The 16,140-nt window shown below is 63.9% G+C and carries 16 protein-coding genes; 13 read left to right on the top strand and 3 right to left on the bottom strand.

The genetic code is table 11. The annotated features are described in order from the left end of the window. Nucleotides 1-38: 38 nt before the first annotated feature. The 3 genes from BAUR9175_RS15585 (at nt 39) to BAUR9175_RS15575 (ending at nt 4,161) form a co-directional block, all read left to right on the top strand. Nucleotides 39-1,244 carry an amino acid deaminase/aldolase gene (locus tag BAUR9175_RS15585; RefSeq protein ID WP_101584378.1) on the top strand — a complete coding sequence of 402 codons (1,206 nt, stop codon included), beginning with the start codon at nt 39-41 and terminating at the stop codon, nt 1,242-1,244. Then, complete coding sequence (locus BAUR9175_RS15580) at nt 1,208-2,608, top strand: D-arabinono-1,4-lactone oxidase (RefSeq protein ID WP_257944348.1); 1,401 nt, start codon at nt 1,208-1,210, stop codon at nt 2,606-2,608. The genes BAUR9175_RS15585 and BAUR9175_RS15580 overlap by 37 nt, the downstream gene beginning before the upstream one ends. Before the next feature lie 155 nt (nt 2,609-2,763). Continuing rightward, nucleotides 2,764-4,161 carry an MFS transporter gene (locus tag BAUR9175_RS15575; protein WP_069601476.1) on the top strand — a complete coding sequence of 466 codons (1,398 nt, stop codon included), beginning with the start codon at nt 2,764-2,766 and terminating at the stop codon, nt 4,159-4,161. Nucleotides 4,162-4,163: 2 nt separating this feature from the next. On the opposite strand, the gene BAUR9175_RS15570 is transcribed toward BAUR9175_RS15575, so the two are convergent. Then, a complete protein-coding gene (locus BAUR9175_RS15570) occupies nt 4,164-5,096 on the bottom strand; it encodes an alpha/beta hydrolase family protein (RefSeq protein ID WP_241242588.1) in 933 nt (310 codons plus the stop codon). A gap of 69 nt (nt 5,097-5,165) precedes the next feature. Then, complete coding sequence (purB, locus tag BAUR9175_RS15565; RefSeq protein ID WP_009882229.1) at nt 5,166-6,599, bottom strand: adenylosuccinate lyase; 1,434 nt, start codon at nt 6,597-6,599, stop codon at nt 5,166-5,168. A gap of 228 nt (nt 6,600-6,827) precedes the next feature. Between purB and BAUR9175_RS15560 the strand changes: the two genes are divergently transcribed. The 6 genes from BAUR9175_RS15560 (at nt 6,828) to BAUR9175_RS15535 (ending at nt 13,248) form a co-directional block, all read left to right on the top strand. Continuing rightward, nucleotides 6,828-7,073 (top strand): hypothetical protein, encoded by a 246-nt coding sequence (locus BAUR9175_RS15560; protein ID WP_069601474.1) that lies wholly within the window; start codon nt 6,828-6,830, stop codon nt 7,071-7,073. Beyond that, nucleotides 7,070-7,822, top strand: coding sequence for a hypothetical protein (locus BAUR9175_RS15555; protein ID WP_101584374.1), 753 nt, complete (start codon nt 7,070-7,072; stop codon nt 7,820-7,822). Before BAUR9175_RS15560 ends, BAUR9175_RS15555 begins: the two co-directional genes overlap by 4 nt. Beyond that, nucleotides 7,819-9,336: a hypothetical protein gene (locus BAUR9175_RS15550; RefSeq protein WP_096146087.1), complete on the top strand. Its 1,518-nt coding sequence runs from the start codon at nt 7,819-7,821 to the stop codon at nt 9,334-9,336. Before BAUR9175_RS15555 ends, BAUR9175_RS15550 begins: the two co-directional genes overlap by 4 nt. 348 nt (nt 9,337-9,684) lie before the next feature. After that, nucleotides 9,685-10,839, top strand: a complete 1,155-nt coding sequence (gene pdhA, locus BAUR9175_RS15545) for a pyruvate dehydrogenase (acetyl-transferring) E1 component subunit alpha (protein ID WP_069601087.1) — start codon at nt 9,685-9,687, stop codon at nt 10,837-10,839. Next, a complete protein-coding gene (locus BAUR9175_RS15540) occupies nt 10,839-11,816 on the top strand; it encodes an alpha-ketoacid dehydrogenase subunit beta (RefSeq protein ID WP_096157744.1) in 978 nt (325 codons plus the stop codon). The genes pdhA and BAUR9175_RS15540 overlap by 1 nt, the downstream gene beginning before the upstream one ends. A 16-nt stretch (nt 11,817-11,832) precedes the next feature. After that, a complete protein-coding gene (locus tag BAUR9175_RS15535) occupies nt 11,833-13,248 on the top strand; it encodes a dihydrolipoamide acetyltransferase family protein (RefSeq protein ID WP_101584372.1) in 1,416 nt (471 codons plus the stop codon). A gap of 237 nt (nt 13,249-13,485) precedes the next feature. Here the strand turns inward: BAUR9175_RS15535 and BAUR9175_RS15530 are convergent, their stop codons facing one another. Next, entirely contained in the window at nt 13,486-14,430 is a 945-nt protein-coding gene (locus BAUR9175_RS15530) for a hypothetical protein (protein WP_009882237.1), read from the bottom strand. 611 nt (nt 14,431-15,041) lie between these two features. On the opposite strand from BAUR9175_RS15530, the gene rpmB reads away from it, so the two are divergent. From rpmB to BAUR9175_RS15510, 4 genes are all read left to right on the top strand, one after another. Then, on the top strand, nt 15,042-15,278 hold the full coding sequence (gene rpmB, locus BAUR9175_RS15525; protein ID WP_009882238.1) for a 50S ribosomal protein L28: 237 nt from the start codon (nt 15,042-15,044) through the stop codon (nt 15,276-15,278). After that, nucleotides 15,278-15,445 (top strand): 50S ribosomal protein L33, encoded by a 168-nt coding sequence (gene rpmG, locus BAUR9175_RS15520; RefSeq protein ID WP_009882240.1) that lies wholly within the window; start codon nt 15,278-15,280, stop codon nt 15,443-15,445. The genes rpmB and rpmG overlap by 1 nt, the downstream gene beginning before the upstream one ends. Before the next feature lie 6 nt (nt 15,446-15,451). Then, nucleotides 15,452-15,757: a 30S ribosomal protein S14 gene (gene rpsN, locus BAUR9175_RS15515; protein WP_009882241.1), complete on the top strand. Its 306-nt coding sequence runs from the start codon at nt 15,452-15,454 to the stop codon at nt 15,755-15,757. Between the two features lie 69 nt (nt 15,758-15,826). Continuing rightward, nucleotides 15,827-16,114, top strand: a complete 288-nt coding sequence (locus BAUR9175_RS15510; RefSeq protein WP_009882243.1) for an HU family DNA-binding protein — start codon at nt 15,827-15,829, stop codon at nt 16,112-16,114. The last annotated feature ends 26 nt before the right edge of the window (nt 16,115-16,140 follow it).

The raw sequence follows: 16,140 nt of genomic DNA, 5'->3' as shown, positions 1-16,140 counted from the left end.
CTGCCTATGGAACCGCTAACTTACGCTACAGTATCTTCATGGTCTCACGTGAACTGCGTCACGCCCTGCGTGGGGTCGATGCTCCTGTCGCGGTGATCGATCTGGAGGCGTTCGACGCGAACGTCACCGCCTTGGCCCAGCGCGCTCAAGGGCTGCCGATCCGCATCGCCACGAAGTCCCTGCGCACTCCCGCTGCGATCGAGCGTGCGCTCGCCCACCCCGGTTACTCGGGTGTCTTCGCCTTCTCGCTGCCGGAGGCGCTGATCCTCCATGCCCGCGGGGTCCGCGATATCCTCGTCGGCTATCCCACCGTTGACCGGGGCAGTCTCACCCAGATGTTCGCCGAGGCGGGGGCCACCGAGAACATCACCCTGATGATCGATTGCCCCACCCACCTCGACATCATCGACAGCGCCCGCCGCGATGCTGCGGCAGCCGGCGGTACGGCACAGACGGTGCGCGTGTGCATAGACATCGATGCCTCGTACCGCCTCGGCTCAGGGGTGCTGAGCAGTCGGATCCACATCGGGGCCAGGCGCTCTCCGATCCGCGATTCGGCCTCCGCCGTCGACCTCGCCGAACATGTCATCGCCCGCCCGGAGACCAACCTCGTCGGGCTGATGTCCTATGAGGGCCAAGTCGCCGGCACGGCCGATGCCGGTCCAACGGCCAAACAGGCCATGGTGCGTATCATGCAGAAGCGTTCGATCGCCGAGCTGAAGGTGCGGCGCAGAAGCGTCGTCGATGCGGTGCGTGAACTCACCGACCTCGAATTCGTCAACGGCGGCGGCACCGGATCCTTCGAATCCAGCGTGGCCGAGGGCACGCTGACGGAACTGGCCGCCGGCTCCGGACTCTTCTCCCCGGGACTCTTCGACGGCTACACCCACTTCCGACACGAGCCGGCCGCCTACTTCGCCACCCCCGTGGTGCGCCGACCAGGGCCCGGCTGGGTCACGGTCTTCAAAGGCGGTTTCATCGCCTCCGGCGTGCCCGGGGCCGACCGTGTCCCGACGATCGCCTGGCCCCCGGGACTCGACTACGCGGGCCTCGAGGGCGCGGGTGAAGTCCAGACCCCGCTGACCGGTCCCGGCACCGAAGACCTGCGCATCGGCGACCTCGTCTGGTTCAGACATGCCAAGGCCGGTGAGCTCGCCGAGCACTTCAATGAGTTCCTCGTCGTCGCAGGAACCCAGATCATCGACTCGTGGTCGACCTATCGTGGACAGGGGTGGGTGCTGTGACCCGCAGCGGCAGACCGACTCAGCGACAGCTCTTCCGGAACTGGTCCGGCCACGTCCACTCCCATCCGCACACCTTCCTCAGACCCACCTCGGCGGGGGAACTGGGCGATATCCTACGGTCCGCGGCCGACGCCGGCCAACGGGTCCGACCCGTTGGTGCGGGGCACTCGTTCACCCCCGTGGCAGCGGGCGATGACGTCATGATCAGCCTCGACCACCTCAGCGGAATCATCGCCGTCGACGAGGAGTCCGGGCGGGTGCGCTTCCACGCGGGCACCCGGCTGCGCGACATCCCGGCTCTGCTCGCGCCCTTCGGGCTGGCCCTGGCCAATCATGGCGACGTCAATCCGCAGGCGCTCGCCGGGGCGATCTCGACGAGCACCCACGGGACCGGGCTCGGGTTCACCGGGTTCGCGGGAACCGTCACCGGTCTCTTGCTCATGGCTGCTGACGGCACCGTGACCGACCTGTCGCCCACGACCCACCCGGAGATCTTCGACCTGGCCCGCGTCAGCCTCGGCGTGCTGGGCATCGTCACGGAGATCGAGCTGCAGTGCGTGCCGGCCTTCGACCTCATCGCCGAGGAGATCGTCAGTGATGTCGACGAGCTGCTGGCCGACCTCGAACCACGGATGCGCGCGGCCGACCAGTTCGAGTTCTACTGGTTCCCGCACACCGACACCGCGCTGACCAAGACGAACACCCGTGTCGGGCTCGGTGAGATCGGCCCCGGCCACCTCGCCGAGGCGGGGGTGCGCAACCGTTTCCTCAACCTCTTCGACAAGGAAGTCATCGAGAACGGCGCCCTGCGCCTGGCCGTCGAGCTCGGATCGGCGGTGCCCAGCCTCGTCCCGCGCATCAATCGGATCGCCCAATCCGCCGTCTCGGACAGAACCTATCGAGCACCGGGACACGACGTCTTCGTGACACCGCGGCGGGTGCGGTTCAACGAGATGGAGTACGCGCTTCCCTTCGAAGCCGGCGCCGAGGCGATCCGTGAGATCCGGCGCACGATCGAGTCGAGAGGATGGTCGATCTCCTTCCCGATCGAAGTCAGATCTGCCGCCGCCGATGATGTTCCGCTCTCGACCGCCTTCGGCCGCGAGACGATGTACATCGCCGTGCACCGGTTCGTGAAGGACGACTTCGCCGAGTACTTCCGTGTCGTCGAACAGATCTGCCGACGTCACGGGGGCCGCCCGCACTGGGGCAAGATCCACACTCTGGGCGCCGACGATCTGCGCGAGCTCTATCCGCGCTTCGAGGACTTCTGTGCGCTGAGACAGAAGCTGGACCCGAACGCGATGTTCGGAAACCGATTCACCGACTCCCTGTTCGGGCTCAGGTCGGTGGGGCTCAGTTAGTTCGGACTCGGTTCGCGTGCGGGCTGAGAGTTCCCTGCTGACCTGCGCACAGGTTCCCACCAGCAGTAAGGTGGTCAGGAAAGTCGCGATGAGCAGCTTTGTCCGTGGTCGTTGGGAGAGATGGCCGCAGCATTCCCTAGGAAATGGACTCCTCGATGTCAGATTTCGAACCGCAGGCCCAGTCGGACCCAGCAGCATCCACCAGCCCGGAGAAGGAGAAGGGACGCCGTCGATCGATGATGGTCGCGGCCTTCGGCACCATCGTCGAATGGTATGACTTCTCGATCTTCTTCTACGTCGCGACCATCCTGACCAAGGAATTCTTCGGCGATCGGCCCGACTCGCTCCTGCTCACCCTGGGCGTCGGAGCCGCCGGGTTCCTGTTCCGGCCACTGGGCGCCATGGTCTTCGGCCACCTCGGCGACAGGGTCGGACGCAAGTCCGCATTGGTCGTCTCCGCTGTGCTCATGGCCGTCGCGATGCTCGGAATCGCGATCATGCCCGGATACGACACGATCGGCATCTGGGCCGGCGTCGGCATGGTCTTCTTCCGCTGCCTCTCCGGGTTCTCCGTCGGGGCCGAGTACACCGGCATCATGGTCTTCCTGATGGAATCGGCCGGCAGCAAGCGCCGGGGGCTCGCTGCCAGCTGGGCGGCGGCCAACAGTGAGGTCGGAGCTCTCCTGGCAGTCGGGTCGGGGGCATTCTTGGCCAGCACACTCTCGGCCGAGGCGATGAGCACTTGGGGCTGGCGCGTCCTGTTCATCCTCGGTGCAGTGCTTGCCGCGCTGATGATCCCGCTGCGTCGCATGATGGAGGAGACCGACACCTTCAAGCGGTTGCAGGCCGCGGAGAAGACGAAGGAGGCGCAGGCTGCCAAGAGCGACAAGCCTGTGGTCTCACGCGGTCGCTCTCCGCTGCTCATCGCATTCCTCCAACAGCCCCGTGCGATCCTCGTGGCGTTCCTGATCTCTTCGATCGGATCGGTCAGCTACTTCCTCAACATCACCTATGTGCCGACCTATATCGAAGAGGTCTCGCAGGTGAAGAACTCCGGGTCACTGGCGCTGGGCACCATCGCAGCCGTCGTGGCGATCGTCATCACGCCGCTGTTCGGCATCGCCTCCGATCGTTTCGGCCGCAAGAAGACGCTGGCGGTGCTCATGGCCGTCTTCATCCTCACCACCATTCCCGCCTACGCGCTGTTGGCCGATGGGAACTCCGGAGTCGCGATCTTCGGCGTAGCCTTCCTCGCGGTGCCGGCCGCGGGATGGAGTGCTGTGGCAGCGGCCATGGTCCCCGAACAGTTCACCGGCACCAGCCGCTTCTCCGGAATGGCGATCGGCTACAACGTGGCCACGGTCCTCTTCGGCGGACTCTCACCACTGATTGCGACAGCCCTGATGAGCTCGACCGGCCTCACCTTGGCCCCGGCGATCTACGCGACCGTCATCGTCGTCGTGGCCGGCGTTCCGACCCTGTTCCTGGCTCGCAATATGGCGGGCAGGCCCCTGGCGGAAGTGGACCGCGACAAGGATCTCGTCCCGGCCTGAGGTCAGTGTCGGGGGAGTCGCCGCAGTAGCCAGGTGATGATCTCCGGCCAGGCCTTCTCGGCGACCGAGCGCCGAAGCAGACCATGATGCCCGATTCGGTCAACCTCGAGTTCCTCAGGGGTGATGGTGCGTCGCTGCACCTCGGCGAGGCGAATATGATCGACGAGTGCGTCGATCTGCGTTGCTGAGGCCCAGTTGTCGTCGCTGGCGCCGATCGCAAGCACAGGTGTGCGCAAGCGGGCCATCCGCGCGGTGGCGCCCAGGCTCGGATCGTCGAAGAAGTACTCGGACATCTGCACCCAGCGACCCCATTCGAGCATGGCGGCAGTCGGGATGTCCTCACCGAGGCCGAGGCGTTTGCCGGGAGCGTAGCCGACGAGCGGACTGATCAGGGGGCCGAGCGCCCTGAGAATGAGGCCCACGCGCAGTCGTTCGCTGCGGGGATTGATGTCTTGCAGTGCCGCCAGTGCGGTGCCCACGGTGACGATGCCGTGCAGGCCCGCGTTGGCGTTGCCCAACAGCAGAGCATGGCCGCCGAGGCTGTGCCCGATTGCCAGCTTCGGCAGCTCCGGGTATTCCCGGTTGGCCCAGTCTGCGACGGCATTCGCGTCCTCTTGCATCCAGTCACGCATCCGCAGCCTGGCGTGCTCGCTCGCCGGTCCCGAAGCGGCAACGCCGCGCACATCGTAGGTGAGCACCGCCAGCCCCTGATTGACGGCGTATTCGGCGAACTTCGTGTAGAAGCGAGCCGGAGTCGCCGTGGCGGGATGGACCGTGAGGAATCCGGTCGGGGTTTCTGGCGGCATCAGCACGGTGCCGACGACGTGACTGTGCCGCTCGGTATCGCCTGCCGCCTGGTCCCGGCTGCCGGTGGTTTCGCTGTGTGGGCCGCCGGTGACCGGAATGCGCACGGAACTCATCATTGTGCTCGTCATGAGCACAAGGCTAATGAAGATCCACCAAATTATCTACTGTTCAGTAACAGTGTCTTCCGTGCGCCGTGCTCAGCTCTGGGAGCGAGCCTTCCAGTCGGCGACCTCTGATTCGGCCAGCTGTGCGGCAACGCCGATGTAGGTGGCGGGAGTCAGCGCGGTCAGCAGCTGAGTCTCGGCCTCGGGCAGTCCGAGTCCGGCGACGAAGGTCTGCAGATCGGCCTGATCGATGCGTTTTCCGCGAGTGAGCTCCTTGAGCGTTTCGTAGGGGTTGTCCATTCCGGGTACACCCTGCAGCCCGGCGGCGCGCATGACCGACTGGATCGCTTCGCCGAGAACCTCCCAGTTGGAGTTGAGGTCGGCGTTCAGGGCCTCTTCATTGATGGCGAGCCGTTCGAGTCCCTTGACCAGGTTGTTCAGAGCCAGCACGGAGTGGCCGTAGGCGACGCCGATGTTGCGCTGTGAGGTCGAGTCGGTGAGGTCGCGCTGCATCCGGGACGTGACCAGAGTGGAGGCCAGCGAGTCGAGCAGAGCGCACGAGAGCTCGAGATTGGCCTCGGCGTTCTCGAAGCGGATCGGATTGACCTTGTGCGGCATCGTCGAGGAGCCGGTCGCGCCGGCGACGGGGATCTGCTTGAAGTAGTTCATCGAGATGTAGGTCCACATGTCCGTCGCCAGGTTGTGGGCGATGCGGTTGAACCGGGCGATGTCTGCGAAGAGTTCAGCATCCCAGTCGTGGGATTCGATCTGCGTCGTCAGCGGGTTGAATGTCAGCCCCAGGCTGCCTTCGACGAAGGTCTTGGCCAACTTGGGCCAGTCGGCACCGGGCACGGCAGCCAGGTGGGCCGAATAGGTGCCGGTGGCACCGTTGATCTTGCCGAGGAATTCGCTTGCCTCGACACGTTCGTACTGGCGGCGCAGTCGGTGGATGAACACCGCGAGCTCCTTGCCCATCGTCGTCGGCGTCGCCGGCTGACCGTGGGTGTGGGAGAGCATCGGGACCTCTGCCAGCGCCGAGGCGGTGTCGGCCAGCGAGTCGATGAGCGCCTTGGCGCGGGGCAGCCACACATCAACGGTGGCGCCCTTGACGCCCAGTGCCCAGGACAGATTGTTGATGTCCTCGGAGGTGCAGCAGAAGTGGACGAGTTCACTGAGATCGTCGGCGCCGAGTTCGACTAGCGCTTCTTTGATTGTGTACTCGACGGCCTTGACATCGTGAACCGTGACGGCCTCGTGGGCGGCGAGCGTAGCGATCGTATCGGCATCGAAATTCTCGGCAAAGGCGCGCAGTCCGCTGACCTCATCGTCGGTGAGGCGACGCACTCCGTCGATCACGGAGTTCTGTGCCAGGTGGATGAACCACTCGACCTCCACCGTGATCCGGTTGCGGTTCAGGGCTGCTTCGGAGAGGTGATCAACGAGGTCAGCGGTGTCTTTGCGATAACGGCCATCAAGCGGTCCGAGGGCGATGGCGGGTGTGATGTCAGCAAGCGAAACGGTCGGCATGCCCTCATTTTCTCATGAGCCGCACGCGGGTGTGGAACCGCCCGCCAAGTGGTCAGGGCCGCGCTGGCCGCCGATGAGGACTCGTGATCGTCCGGCGGTGGGATCTGCCCTGACTTCTGCGTGGAATTCCTGTGGATGGTCAGGGTGCTTCCACAGGGTGCTTGAGCGTGCTTTCGGCGGCGGACGCGGGTTCGTACGGTGAAGGCTGAATCGGACAGGAGGATGACAGTGATCACCGATGAGCTGGCACTCAACCGGGATGGATGGAGGCGACGAGCGAACGAGCTGCGGAGTCTGGCGCAGACCTGTCGGCAGGTCGAGGGGTGGGACTCTCCTGCGGGACGGATGCTCAGTGACCGTCTTCTGACGTGTTCGGACTCGATCAACACGCTGGCGGAGAGGGCCGACAAGCTCGCCGAAGCCTATGACCTGCATCTGCAGGTCGTCTCGGTGGGAGGCCGGATCCAGATATGAGCGACAGGACGAAGCTGGGAGCCGGGCCGGGGGACAAGTGGTTCGCCGTCGATGCGGCACGCATCATGAGGCTTCCCGAACGCCTGAGGGTGCTCTGGCCCCGCGAGCTGATGCCAGGTGCCCGCATTACCCGATCGGCCGTGACAGCCCCGAGTGCCCCCTCGGGTGTGATGTCGGGCGACTCCGCGGTCAGGGGGACGGCGATCAGAGAGACCGTGATGCTGGGGGAGCCTGCCGAGGGATCATCGCGGCGCGGACTCGACGTGCTCACGGCGTGGCTGGCCGGGTTCACCGCGGAGCTCAATCTCACCCGCTCGCGGATCACGATCGTCATCAGCTCCGGGGTTGAGACCGCTCACCTCGAGGTGTCCCTGTGCGATGACATCTGCCTGGCGATCCTGGTGCTGCACGGCGAAGGCTTCGAAGAGTTCGCTGACTTCCAACTTCTCAGACGCCTCCGGCCTCAGGACCTCGCTCAGGTCACCGAGGAGCTGTGTTCGCTGATCGAGAAGGACTGCGTGCTCACCCTGACCTACCTCGACGAATCCAAGGTCGCCGGCATGGAGTTCCTCCACCGAGTGGAAGGAGTCTGGTCCCGCCCGACGCTCGAGCGTGAGGGCGAGGCGATCACAGTCGGAGCCGAACACAAGCTCGGCGGCAACGCGGTGCGGCTCCTCCTTGCCTCGACCATGGCTCGACTGCAGACAGCGGTGTTCTCACGACCGCCGATGACCGGGATCCAGCCATGATCGACACCCGCACCACCGGCGGTCCGCAGCTGAAGATCGATGATCGAGCAGACACCAGCGGCGACGAACTGCAGCGAATCTGCGGCCACATCGGTGACCTGAGTGTGGAAGGCACGCGCGCCGACTTCGACCTGGCCACGCTTCTGACGCAGGTTCCCTCACCGCTCACCGCGATCAACCTCGATGCCGCCCGGACCGTCTATCACTACCAGTCAGCGCTCGTGCTCATCGAGCTCGAAGCCACAGTCCTCGCCGTCAGAGCAGCTGCCCTCGCCTACCGGCAGGCGGAGAAGGGAATCAGCGACACTTTCGGCGGGCTCCTCGACTACTTCGGATATGTCACCGGGCGAGTCATCGCCATCAGCCTGCCCGCGCTCATTCCCATCGGCATTGCAGTCGGAGCGCCGATCTACCTGGGGCTGAAACTCCTCGACGTCACTGGTCTCGACGATGTCGTGGCCAAACACTTCGGCATCGACCTGGTGCAGACGAAGGCCGCGGCTAAGGAGGCTTTCGTGGCCCTCGTGTTCGAGAATTCGGATGTCTCCGGGGCCGTCATCGAGCATGTGCTGCCGGGGATCGTCGTCGGCTTCATGGGGTTGCCGCCGACGGTGCTGGCCACCGACGGCGACCATGCGCTGTGGCCGCACGACTCGTCATCGATGACGGCCTGGGTCCTGGGAGGTGCGAACATGTTCGGGCTGTTGCTGCCCTCCGACGTTGAGGTCTGGAAGGCAAAGGGGATCACGGCGCCCGATGACGAGCCGCCGCGCGACATCGAAGACCTCTACCGCAGAGAGGCCGACCGTCACCGCGGCGTCGATTCCGGGCAGGTCCGGATCGAGGAGATCACCGACGCTGACGGCACGTCCCGCTATATCGTCTACATCCCGGCGACGAGCGATTGGTCGCCCGAGCCCGGTGAGAACACCACTGATCTGACGACGAACGTGCAGGCGATGGCCGGCAACGACACCGTCATGGCAGAGATGGTCCGCCAGGCTATCGCCGATGCGAATATCGGAGCTGACAGCGAGGTGATGCTGGTCGGCTATTCGCAGGGAGGGATCGTCGCCGGTTCGCTGGCCGCCGATCCGGCGTTCCTTAACGATGTCAACGTCACTGCGCTCTTCACCGTGGGCGCACCGATCTCAGACTTCCCGGTCGATGAGGGCATCGATGTCCTCTCGATCGAACACGAACAGGATCTGGTCCCCGACCTCGACGGCAATGAGAATCCGGCCGACGACCATTGGTCGACGATCACCGTCGACTACGACCCCGAGCAGCTGCGCCAGGCCCCGAACCTGAAAGGCAAGACAGATGCCGAGCTCGACGAGCTGTTCTCCTCCGCCGGAGCCGCACATTCCTCGGCCGCCTACAGCGCCTCAATCGGGCTCATGCTCGCGGGCGGGCATGCCGGTCTCAACCGTTTCACCGCGAAGAATTCGGGATTCTTCTCCGGTGACCTCAAGGAGACACGGGACTACCAGGGCAAACGCAGACGAACGTGAACACTGCCAAGGGCCGAGACAACCTCGGCGAGGGAGGGTTCTGAAGTGCTCGGACGTGCGTTTGTCGGACGTTGGAGCAACTCTGCGACCATCGACAATTCGGCAAGGAGGGCTTTGGATGTGGACCACACGCGCGGAGTTCGTCTCCTAGGCTGAACCCGACCATAACAATTGGCGCTCGACGCACGTTGCCGATGTGGCATGCAGTCGGTGGATTCGGTATCGTGGTATCACCTGTGAATCACATCACTCGAAGGCGAGATCTCACACCAGAGGCCTTGCCTGAAGGACACCGTCCACCACTGGTCACCTCCGGTGCGCTTGGACCTTGAACAAAGGAGAACTGGAATGACCTCCAACATTTCAGTGGGAACCGGGACTGCCCACAGTCAGTCTTCGGAACCTCGGATGATCCAGATGCTCACCGAAGACGGCAATCGCGTCGAATCCGGTGAATATGACGCCTTCGCAGCAGAACTCACCGATGAGGATCTGCGCGGCTTCTACCGGGACATGGTCCTGGTGCGTCGCATCGATGCTGAGGGTGCGGCCCTGCAGCGCCAAGGACAGCTCGGCCTCTGGGCGCCGATGTTCGGTCAAGAAGCAGCTCAGATCGGAATGGGACGGGCGGCTCGCCCCCAGGACTTCGTCTTCCCCACCTATCGCGAACACGGCCTCGCCTACACTCGCGGAGTCGAACCGGAAACTCTCCTCGGCATGTTCCGAGGCCAGGACCACGGCGGTTGGGACCCTCAGGAACACCGTTTCCACACGTACACGATCGTCATCGGCTCGCAGACCCTGCACGCCACCGGATACGCGATGGGCGTGTCCATGGACGGCGACGTCGGCACCGGTGACCTGGAACGCGACACTGCGGCCATCGCCTGCTTCGGCGACGGTGCCACCTCGCAGGGCGATGTCTCGGAGGCGCTGACCTTCGCCGGAGCCTTCCACGCACCTGTGCTGTTCTTCTGCCAGAACAACCAGTGGGCCATCTCTGAACCCACCCACGTCCAGTCCGCAGCACCACTGTGCAAGCGCGGCGAAGGTTTCGGCGTTCCCGGCCTGCGCGTCGACGGCAACGACATCATCGCCATGTACGCCGTGGCCAGGGCCAGCCTGGATTCCGTTCGCGCCGGCAACGGTCCGATGCTCATCGAGGCCTTCACCTACCGTCGCGGTGCTCACACCACGGCAGATGATCCGACGAAGTACCGTGATGCAGCCGAAGAGGAGATCTGGGAGGACCGCGACCCGCTCAAGCGCCTCAAGGCCTACCTCGACAACCACACCGAGACCAGCGCGGAGTTCTTCGCCGAGGTCGACGCCGAGGCCGATACCCTCGCCGCCCGCATCCGCCACAACTGCATGACCATGGAAGATCCCGACCCCGTCGAGATGTTCGCCCATGTCACCTCCGAACCTCACCCCCTCGTCGACGAGGAACGTGCGGAATTCCTCGCATACCAGGCCTCGTTCGCCGATGCAGGTGAGGCCTGATGGAGAAACTTCCCCTGTCAAAGGCCATCACGGCCGGAATGCGCAAAGCCATGGAGGACGACCCGAAGGTCGTCCTCATCGGTGAGGACATCGGAAAGCTCGGCGGCGTCTTCCGCGTCACCGAGGGTCTGCAGAAGGACTTCGGTCCGCAGCGGGTCATCGATGCGCCGCTGGCCGAATCCGGCATCGTGGGCACCTCGATCGGCATGGCCATCCGCGGCTACCGCCCGGTCATCGAGATCCAGTTCGACGCCTTCATCTTCCCTGCCTACGACCAGATCGTGACGCAGGTGTCCAAGCTCTACAACCGCACCCTGGGCAAGGAACGAGTTCCGCTCGTCATCCGCGTGCCCTACGGCGGCGGCATCGGATCACCCGAACACCACTCCGAGAGCCCGGAAACCGTCTTCGCCCACCACGCGGGACTGCGTCTGGTCTCACCGTCGAATGCTCATGACGCCTACTGGATGGTGCAGGAAGCGATCAAGAGCGACGACCCGGTGATGTTCTTCGAACCCAAGCGCCGCTACTGGCTGCGCGGCGACGTCGACACCGCGAACCGCGGCGAGCTGGGAATGCACGACGCCAGCGTCGTCTCCGAAGGCACCGACGTCACCCTGGTGGCCTATGGCCCACTGGTGCCGACAGCCAAGGACGTTGTCGCAGCTGCTGCTGATGAAGGCAAGAGCGTCGAACTCATCGACCTGCGCAGCCTCAGCCCGATCGACTTCGCGACGATCGAGAAATCGGTGAAGAAGACCGGTCGTCTCGTCGTCGCCCACGAGGCGCCGACGTTCCTGGGCCTCGGCTCCGAGATCGCGGCACGAATGTCAGAACGCTGCTTCTTCAACCTCGAAGCCCCGGTCATCCGGGTCGGCGGCTATCACACGCCGTACCCCGGTTCGCGGATGGAAGAGCACTACCTGCCCGACCTGGATCGCATCTTCGACGGTGTCGACCGGGCACTGGCCTACTGACTCAAGGAGAGCTGACATGTCTTTTGAATTTCCTCTTCCTGACGTCGGTGAGGGCCTGACCGAGGCCGACATCGTGTCATGGAAGGTCGCCGTCGGTGACACCGTCACCGTCAACCAGATCCTCGTCGAGATCGAAACGGCCAAGTCATTGGTCGAACTCCCCAGTCCTCAGGCTGGTGAGGTCGGCGCCCTGCTCGTCGAGGAGGGCCAGACCATCGAGGTCGGGACACCGATCATCCGCTTCGGCGACTCAGATGGCGGCTCCGACAACGCTGGAGCCTCGGCGCCGGCAGCCGGTGAAACCCAGGCCGCGACCGAAGGCGGTGGCGACGCCGAGGGCGGTGCCACCCTGGTCGGCTACGGTGCCAAGGCCGCCTCGTCGAAACGTCGACCTCGCAAGGGTGCAGGCGTCGCGGCGCCGGCGAACCCGAGCCAGGCTCCGGCCGCACAGGAAGCTCCGGCACCAGCCGCGGCCCCTGCCGCTGCTGCAGCGGCACCGGCTGAAGCTACGGCACCAGCGACAGCCTCGGCGGGCAAGCCTCTGGCCAAGCCTCCCGTGCGCAAGCTCGCGAAGGACCTCGGCCTCGACCTGGCGGCCATCGCGCCGACCGGTTCGCGTGGCGAGGTCACTCGCGACGACGTCAAGGCCGCAGCCAGCGGCACCGGAGCGGCAGCCACCGCAGCCGCAGTCCCGAGTGCCGGATCAGCAGCCGCCTCGGCGGGGGCCGGTTCCTCCGGCGAACTCGAAGAACGGATCCCGTTCAAGGGCGTGGCGAAGATGATGGCCAAGGCCATGGTCGAATCCGCGTTCACGATGCCTCACGTCACCGAGTTCCTCGATGTCGATGTCACCGAGACGATGGCCTTCGTGCGCAGGCTGAAGTCCACGAAGTTCCTGGGCGAGGACATCAAGGTCTCACCCCTGCTGCTCGTTGCCAAGGCCGTGGCCTGGGCCGTCGCCCGCAACCCGCGGATCAACTCGTGCCTCGAAGGCGATGAGATCGTCGTCAAGAAGTACGTCAACCTCGGCGTCGCCGCAGCCACGCCGCGTGGTCTGATCGTTCCGAACATCAAGGGCGCACACGCAATGGGCCTGACCGACTTGGCACAGGGCATTCAGGATCTGACTGCACTGGCGCGTTCGGGCAAGACGCCTCCGGCCGATCAGTCCGGCGGCACCATCACGATCACCAACGTCGGCGTCTTCGGCGTCGACGCGGGCACCCCGATCATCAACCCAGGGGAAGCCGCGATCCTGGCCTTCGGACAGATCCGGAAGAAGCCGTGGGTCGTGGGAGATGAGATCGTCCCGCGTGACATCACCACACTGTCGGTGAGTGCTGACCATCGCGTCGTCGACGGTGAGATCATCTCGAAGTTCCTCGCCGATGTCGGTCGTGGACTCGAGGACCCGACATTGCTGCTGGCCTAAGAGCCTGAAGCAGCAGTAGCAGTTCTGAGCGTTACTGCCCGGTGGAGCGGGTCAATCCTCCATACAGCGGTGGAGCGTCGAAACGCCTGTGTACACACAGGTGCTTCGGCGCTCCACCGCTGTTTGATGCTCATGGCTGTATAGGCGCTTCATAGATGTTTCGGCGCAGTGCCGGCGTATCTGTCGCACACCAAGTGCCGGGCCCTTGTCACAGGAAGCGATCGAGGGGGTGCAGCCCTACTTGTCGAGGTAGGCGCTGTTGTCGGTGGGGCTTCCGTCCTTGACCAGACGCTTCGCCAGGCAGTGGTCGCGGTCCAGCCCCCAGGAGCGGCACTGATCGAGTGCAGGCTCGGGATCGCTGTAGGGAGTGTCGATGACGGTGACCCAGTAGTTGTCATCCTTATAGGAATCCCAGTCACCGCTGTGGATGAGGATTGCGCCAGGGTATTTGACGCGGTTGGTCTCGAACTCGTTGACGATGTCCTGTGCCGACCATGTCTTGCCGTCGGCTTCCAGGCCGACGTCCTTCGCGCTCACCTGAGTCACCCACTGCCCTTCGAGGTCATTCGCCTTTGCGGTGCCTTCCTTCGTGTAGGTCGACAGGGCCTCCTGGGGGCTCGGTGTCGACTCCACCTTGGACTCGGACGGTGAGGGGGAGGGCGATGCGGACTCGTCTGCGCCGAAGTCGACAGGCACGGTTCCCGTCGACGGGGCCAACCAGCGGATACCGAAGAATGCCAACAGCGCGAGAACCATGACGATGGCAATGATGACGACGGTGATCTTGGCCCCGTTGCCCTTCTTCGGGGCGGGAGCGGGCTGGAGTGGGATCTGTCCGGATGCAGGGCCATCAGAGCCGTGCTCCGCCTGGGGTGAGTGAGTGGAATGACCATCAGGCAGCCACTGACGGGCCGCCGGTGCGCTTGACGCGCTCGGAGCCTGTCCCTGGAACGGGGAAGCGCCCGCGGGGGCGAAGACGTTGCGAGAACGGTTTTTGGATACGGGTACGTCACCGGTGTGCTTCTCGAGATACTCGTAATAGGTCGAGTTGTCGAAATCAGCAGCACTCTGGGTGGACTCCTGCCCCGGCGACGAGGTCAGACTGGCACGATCAGATTGGTCTTTCTGCCAGTCGTCGCTGGTCGCTGGACGGATTCGCGGCCTCGGTGGAACGTCGCTCATCGGTCCTCCTGAGTGCCAAATGTGGTGGCAATCATCTTCTTACCTTGGCACGTCATCGGCACGTGTTCAACATGGACGAGGGCAGGACGCATTGTGTCCTGGAGTGCGGGTGCGAACCTGCGTGCCGGATGAGCGCGAGGTGAGACCGGTGTCCGCCCCTGGAATCCGGGCGCAGGGTGTTCTCCGACCCTCAATTGCGACACACCTGAGGGGGCCTGGAGACAGCGAGTCAGTGAATTTGCTCTGAAGGCCTGTTTCTCTCTAAGATTGTTATCTGTTGTGTCGTAGCAGTTCGATCACCGATTGATCTGCTAAGGCCAACATGGTGCTCACCCACCGCTGCACTCCAGCTTCGGCCAATCTCTCACAGGCTACGGCTTCAGCGCTGGTGAGACATCTCGCCCGAACGGGCAAACCTGTTTTGGCGTACACAATTTTCATTGCGAACGCCGCATGCCGGGCAGCAGCTTGGCAAGTGGTCGGGCATCCGTCCGGCCGAGCAGCAATCGCGAAAATTTGTTGATGTCTTCCGACATCGGCGCAAGCGAGCGTGGAACCCACGCAGATCAGCTTGTTTCGAGAGTCGGTAACTTGTGAACTGGAGGAGAGTCATGGCAGCAAACTGCCAAGTAACCGGGGCCGTCCCTGGTTTCGGACACAACGTGTCCCACTCGAAACGAACAACCAAGCGTCGTTTCAACCCGAATATTCAGAAAAAGCGCTACTTCGTTCCGTCTCTGCGTCGCAGCGTCACCCTTAACCTGTCCGCCAAGGGCATCAAGGTGATTGACGTGCGCGGAATTGACGCCGTCGTCGGCGAACTCATTGCCAAGGGAGTGAAGCTCTGATGGCTAAGGCACAGGACATTCGTCCCATCGTCAAGCTCAAGTCGACAGCTGGCTCCGGGTACACCTACGTGACCCGCAAGAACCGCCGCAACAACCCGGATCGCATGGTTCTCAAGAAGTACGATCCAGTTGTTCGTAAGCACGTCGATTTCCGAGAGGAGCGCTGAGCGCACATGGCTAAGAAGTCAAAGATCGCACGCGACAAGCAGCGTCGCGTCATTGTAGAGCGCTACGCGGAGCGTCGTGCGACGCTCAAGCGTCAGCTGACACACCCGGACAGCACCGACGAGCAGCGTGAAGAAGCACGCCTCGGACTGCAGAAGCTTCCTCGCGATGCCTCGCCAGTGCGCGTGCGCAATCGTGACCAGGTTGATGGCCGTCCGCGCGGCTACCTCCGCAAGTTCGGCCTCTCCCGTGTTCGCTTCCGCGAAATGGCACACAACGGCGAGTTGCCCGGCATCACGAAGTCAAGCTGGTAATCTCGAGGAAGTTCGTTATCGGAAAAACGGACCGGTAACCGACCGACTTGTCCTAAGGAGGACACTTTTATGGCTAAGAACCGCAGTGAGCTCGTAGCAGAAGTTGCAGAGAATTCCGGACTGACCCAGAAGCAGGTCTCGGACGTTCTTGATGGTGTCTTCGATGTCTTCTCCGACGTCGTCGGCAAGGGCGAAAAGCTCACCATCCCGGGATGGCTGTCCGTCGAGCGCACCGAACGTGCCGCTCGCAAGGGCCGCAACCCGCAGACCGGTGAAGAGATCCAGATCAAGGCCGGCTACTCCGTGAAGCTGTCCGCTGGTTCGAAGCTGAAAGCTGCCGCTGGCAGCCCTAACTGAGCCTCGAGCATCAGCGTGGAATGACC

The organism is Brevibacterium aurantiacum (assembly GCF_900169065.1).
GTDB lineage: Bacteria > Actinomycetota > Actinomycetes > Actinomycetales > Brevibacteriaceae > Brevibacterium > Brevibacterium aurantiacum.
The sequence above is the reverse complement of the archived record's forward strand: the minus strand, read 5'-3'. Positions and strand labels throughout refer to the sequence as shown.

Bases quoted from the DNA above. Each gene is read 5' to 3' on its own strand.
- BAUR9175_RS15540 (WP_096157744.1), top strand. From the start codon at position 10,839: ATGGAGAAACTTCCCCTGTCAAAGGCCATCACGGCCGGAATGCGCAAA.
- BAUR9175_RS15510 (WP_009882243.1), top strand. From the start codon at position 15,827: ATGGCTAAGAACCGCAGTGAGCTCGTAGCAGAAGTTGCAGAGAATTCC.
- BAUR9175_RS15575 (WP_069601476.1), top strand. From the start codon at position 2,764: ATGTCAGATTTCGAACCGCAGGCCCAGTCGGACCCAGCAGCATCCACC.
- purB (WP_009882229.1), bottom strand. From the start codon at position 6,599: ATGCCGACCGTTTCGCTTGCTGACATCACACCCGCCATCGCCCTCGGA.
- BAUR9175_RS15535 (WP_101584372.1), top strand. From the start codon at position 11,833: ATGTCTTTTGAATTTCCTCTTCCTGACGTCGGTGAGGGCCTGACCGAG.
- BAUR9175_RS15530 (WP_009882237.1), bottom strand. From the start codon at position 14,430: ATGAGCGACGTTCCACCGAGGCCGCGAATCCGTCCAGCGACCAGCGAC.
- rpmG (WP_009882240.1), top strand. From the start codon at position 15,278: ATGGCTAAGGCACAGGACATTCGTCCCATCGTCAAGCTCAAGTCGACA.
- rpsN (WP_009882241.1), top strand. From the start codon at position 15,452: ATGGCTAAGAAGTCAAAGATCGCACGCGACAAGCAGCGTCGCGTCATT.
- BAUR9175_RS15570 (WP_241242588.1), bottom strand. From the start codon at position 5,096: ATGACGAGCACAATGATGAGTTCCGTGCGCATTCCGGTCACCGGCGGC.
- rpmB (WP_009882238.1), top strand. From the start codon at position 15,042: ATGGCAGCAAACTGCCAAGTAACCGGGGCCGTCCCTGGTTTCGGACAC.
- BAUR9175_RS15550 (WP_096146087.1), top strand. From the start codon at position 7,819: ATGATCGACACCCGCACCACCGGCGGTCCGCAGCTGAAGATCGATGAT.
- BAUR9175_RS15555 (WP_101584374.1), top strand. From the start codon at position 7,070: ATGAGCGACAGGACGAAGCTGGGAGCCGGGCCGGGGGACAAGTGGTTC.
- pdhA (WP_069601087.1), top strand. From the start codon at position 9,685: ATGACCTCCAACATTTCAGTGGGAACCGGGACTGCCCACAGTCAGTCT.
- BAUR9175_RS15585 (WP_101584378.1), top strand. From the start codon at position 39: ATGGTCTCACGTGAACTGCGTCACGCCCTGCGTGGGGTCGATGCTCCT.